1 protein-coding gene is annotated in these 925 nt (G+C 44.3%); it reads left to right on the forward strand.

The genetic code is table 11. From position 1 onward, the window contains the following. Positions 1-193: 193 nt before the first annotated feature. On the forward strand, positions 194-925 hold a 732-nt coding region (locus tag ACWHAR_RS24375; protein WP_452088094.1), incomplete at its 3' end, for an NAD kinase.

Consider the following 925-nt stretch of genomic DNA (forward strand, 5'->3'; position numbering starts at 1 on the left):
GGATTCATTTTTTCTCCTCCTTTTTCCTAAACTCTCTCATTATACGATTCACTATGAAAAATGTTTCACTTCATGAGAAAGCTCCGGCTTAACGGGCTGCCGGCAAACGTGGTACACTTATGGCCAAAGGTATTTTATCACAAATACTGGATGGCAGAAAAACTTAAATATGACAGCAAAGGGGAAATGGGATATGACCGATCAACGCCATAATGTTTATTTTTTTCACAAACAGGATCAGGAAACGAACGAACAAGCCCGCTCGTTAACACAATTGGCGGAAGAGCATGGATTTACCGTTGTAAACCAGCACTCAGACGCCAATATTATCGCTAGCATTGGCGGGGACGGCACATTTTTGCAGGCAGTCAGAAAGGCGAATTTTCGTGACGACTGCTTGTACGTCGGCATTACCAAAAAGGGGAAAGCTCATTTATATTGCGACTTTCATAGTGATGAGCGAGAAAAAATGGTCGATGCAATGACGTTTGAACAAATTGAAGTGAGAAAATACCCGCTGATTGAAGTGACAGTGGATCAAGCCAGTCCTTTTCACTGCTTAAACGAGGTATCCATCCGTTCAAGCATCATCAAAACCTTTGTGATGGACGTGCTGATTGACGATCTGCACTTTGAAACGTTTAGAGGTGACGGAATGATTATCTCAACGCCTACAGGGAGCACCGCCTATAACAAGTCTGTTGCAGGAGCGGTTGTTGATCCATTGCTTCCATCCATGCAGGTATCAGAGCTTGCATCCCTTAACAATAACACCTACCGGACACTCGGCTCGCCATTTGTCCTCAGCTCTGACCGAAAGCTGACCCTTCGTGTGGTGCAAGACGGAAATGAGCACCCAATTATCGGCTTGGACAATGAAGCACTCAGCACGAGAAATGTGAAAACGATTGAAATTAAACTGTCT

The sequence above is a fragment of the Bacillus sp. LR--39 genome, from assembly GCF_053613335.1.